Annotated in this window: 3 protein-coding genes and 1 CRISPR repeat array; of the genes, 2 read left to right on the forward strand and 1 reads right to left on the reverse strand. The window is 44.8% G+C overall.

What is annotated here, in order from left to right:
* Together cas1c and cas2 are read left to right on the forward strand one after the other, a co-directional pair.
* Positions 1 to 1019, forward strand: a 1019-nt coding sequence (gene cas1c, locus GRP75_RS22750; protein ID WP_160790439.1) for a type I-C CRISPR-associated endonuclease Cas1c, incomplete at its 5' end; no start/stop codon positions are given.
* Positions 1020 to 1029: 10 nt separating this feature from the next.
* Positions 1030 to 1320: a CRISPR-associated endonuclease Cas2 gene (cas2, locus tag GRP75_RS22755; RefSeq protein WP_023988276.1), complete on the forward strand. Its 291-nt coding sequence runs from the start codon at positions 1030 to 1032 to the stop codon at positions 1318 to 1320.
* A gap of 316 nt (positions 1321 to 1636) precedes the next feature.
* Positions 1637 to 2357: direct repeats of the CRISPR family, unit length 33 nt; unit sequence GTCGCACTCTGTATGGAGTGCGTGGATTGAAAT.
* A gap of 237 nt (positions 2358 to 2594) precedes the next feature.
* Here cas2 and GRP75_RS22760 read toward each other — a convergent pair.
* On the reverse strand, positions 2595 to 2861 hold the full coding sequence (locus GRP75_RS22760) for a hypothetical protein (RefSeq protein ID WP_034095017.1): 267 nt from the start codon (positions 2859 to 2861) through the stop codon (positions 2595 to 2597).
* Positions 2862 to 3111: the final 250 nt, after the last annotated feature.

Consider the following 3111-nt stretch of genomic DNA (forward strand, 5'->3'; position numbering starts at 1 on the left):
TAAACACATTATTTGTGACCATGCCAGATACGTACTTGTCACTAGATGGGGAAAATATCGTGGTCAAACAAGAAGAGTCCATTCTTGCACGGTATCCTTTGCACAATTTGGAGGCGGTTTGCACTTTTGGCTATTCAGGGGTCAGTCCAGGCCTCATGGGAGCTTGTGCAACACGCAATATAGACCTAACCTTTATGACACGAAGCGGACGCTTCTTGGCGAGAGTTACCGGGGAAAGCCGGGGAAATGTGGTACTTAGAAAAGAACAGTACCGGATTTCCGATGATGATAGAAGAAGTGCTCTTGTAGCCAGAAATATGATTATAGGCAAAATATATAACCATAAATGGATTTTGGAACGGGCAACGAGGGATTATCCACTTCGTATTGATACGGAACGCATGAAGAAGGTGACCGCTTCTTTGACAGAGATCATGAAGCAAGTCCGAGAAGTGGAGGAACTGGACATTTTACGCGGTTTGGAGGGGACGGCGGCAGTTCAGTACAATTCCGTGTGGGATGAGCTGATCTTGCAGCAAAAAGATGATTTTTACTTCCATGGGCGCCATAAGCGCCCGCCGCTAGATAATGTGAATGCCCTATTATCTTTTGCCTATACACTGTTATCCAACGATATGAAATCTGCACTGGAAGCTGTCGGTCTGGATGCTTATGTAGGTTTTCTGCATCGAGATCGTCCAGGGCGAGCCTCCTTGGCACTGGATGTGATGGAAGAGCTTCGAGGAGTATATGCCGACCGTTTTGTCCTTACATTGATTAACAAAAAATTGATTCATGGGAAAGGATTTTACAAAAAAGAAAACGGGGCTGTGATGATGGACGATGATACGAGGAAAATCGTATTGAAGGCATGGCAAGAACGAAAACAGGAAAAAATGATTCATCCTTATTTGAATGAGAAAATGTCTTGGGGACTGGTGCCCTATTCACAGGCTTTGCTCTTGGCTAGATATATTCGGGGAGATCTGGACGAGTACCCTCCATTTTTGTGGAAGTAGGTGTGAACACTTGCTCATTTTGATCACGTATGATGTAAGCACAGTAGACAGAGAAGGTAGAAAAAGACTGGCAAAGGTTGCGAAAAAGTGCGTAGATCACGGACAAAGGGTGCAAAATTCTGTGTTTGAATGTATTTTGGACTCGACCCAGTTCCGCAGCTTAAAGTATGAACTCGAAGAATTAATAGACCCAAAAGAAGACAGCTTGCGCTTCTACAACTTAGGAGATAACTACAAGAAGAAAGTAGAGCATATAGGGGCAAAGGAAGCTTACGATATGGAAAGCCCACTAATTTTATAAGGTGCGAATGTGAAGCTCACATAAAAACCCCGGGTCCTTCGCACCTCGAAATTTGTCGAAAAGCAATTAAATCAGTTACCTTCAGTAAAAGTCAATGGTTGACTCAAGCCTTTTTGGCATCAGTTTTTGCGACAATGTGTGGAATTGATATCATTAGGATATTAATTACTGCATTTTCGCTGTCGCACTCTATATGAGTGCGTGGATTGAAATAATTTTCTTGTACAGCAGCAGCGCCGGAAAGATCGTAGTCGCACTCTATATGAGTGCGTGGATTGAAATATAATAACGACACGTCGGGGTACGGGGATATATCGTCGCACTCTGTATGGAGTGCGTGGATTGAAATTTTTGGTGTTATAGGCGTTGTACCGCCATCAGAACCACGTCGCACTCTGTATGGAGTGCGTGGATTGAAATCTTACATATTACTGGCTGTGGTGTGGCTGCTGTTGTCGCACTCTGTATGGAGTGCGTGGATTGAAATCTCCTGCGTTACTTCCACTTTCTTGGCGAGTATCGTCGCACTCTGTATGGAGTGCGTGGATTGAAATCATAAACGGAAATAGACCGCCCTGGACAAGGTAAACGGTCGCACTCTGTATGGAGTGCGTGGATTGAAATATTGCACTTGTTGCTGCATATTGACCACCATACAATCGTCGCACTCTGTATGGAGTGCGTGGATTGAAATTAACCAGCACACTGGAAGGACGGTCTTTCCTGGAGTCGCACTCTGTATGGAGTGCGTGGATTGAAATATGCGTGTGGTTTTTGACATTCCGAAATGGGATCTGGTCGCACTCTGTATGGAGTGCGTGGATTGAAATCGTAAAGAGTTAGAAAATCATGTAAAAGAGCAATTGGTCGCACTCTGTATGGAGTGCGTGGATTGAAATTCATTTCGGCAGCGTGAGCAGGATTGGACCTAAGATAGTCGCACTCTGTATGGAGTGCGTGGATTGAAATCCTTGACGCGAGTTTGCATATGCATCGTCTATCACGTCGCACTCTGTATGGAGTGCGTGGATTGAAATTCTTGATCTGGTTCGGGGTAGCTTGGGGAGTCATTGTCGCACTCTATATGAGTGCGTGGATTGAAATTTCACAAGTACCGCTCCCATCGAAATGAATAGAAGACACGTTGCGGAATTGAATCGCACAAGGGTTCTGACCAGGCTGTTATTGTTTCCGTTGATTGACTGGTTCCTTGCCGTCTGCACGTGCCATAAAGCCCCGGAATAACTCGGGAAGTGCCTCTGGATATTGCTGAATTACAGGAGCTCTGCTGCGATCTGTTTGAGCACTGGCGGTGTTGGGATGAGTTGGCCGTCACCTTTGTTGCCCTTGATGTAGGCTTTATCCTCGTAGGCATAATATACATCGCCTTGGCCCTCAACGACCGGGTAGCCGCTCTCATCATCAGTTAAAGATGTTAGCACGTGATTGCCATGTTGTGCGGCGTGCTCCTCATCATGCAAGCGCAGGATGCCGTCCTTACTTAAAAATGCGAAACGTGGTTGTGTAGTAGACACAATCATGTCCTCCTGAAATGATTTTTTTGAGAAATCAAAAAGGCCGACACATTGGCCGACCTGATTCACCGAGGCTGAAAAGCTGCGATGTGTTCCTTATTTGATTTTCAATGATACAAATTTACCATATGAAAAGTCGAGTGTTGGGCCACTTCAAGGACCAAATTTAGGCCAATTATAGGCCACAGAAAAACTTTTCTGCGAAAATAGGTTATATTTGTCATTCGTGTATGATAGTATTGTATTTAGCTGGCCA

The organism is Paenibacillus sp. OT2-17 (assembly GCF_009827695.1).
Taxonomy (GTDB): domain Bacteria; phylum Bacillota; class Bacilli; order Paenibacillales; family Paenibacillaceae; genus Paenibacillus; species Paenibacillus polymyxa_B.

Bases quoted from the DNA above. Each gene is read 5' to 3' on its own strand.
- GRP75_RS22760 (WP_034095017.1), bottom strand. From the start codon at position 2,861: ATGATTGTGTCTACTACACAACCACGTTTCGCATTTTTAAGTAAGGAC.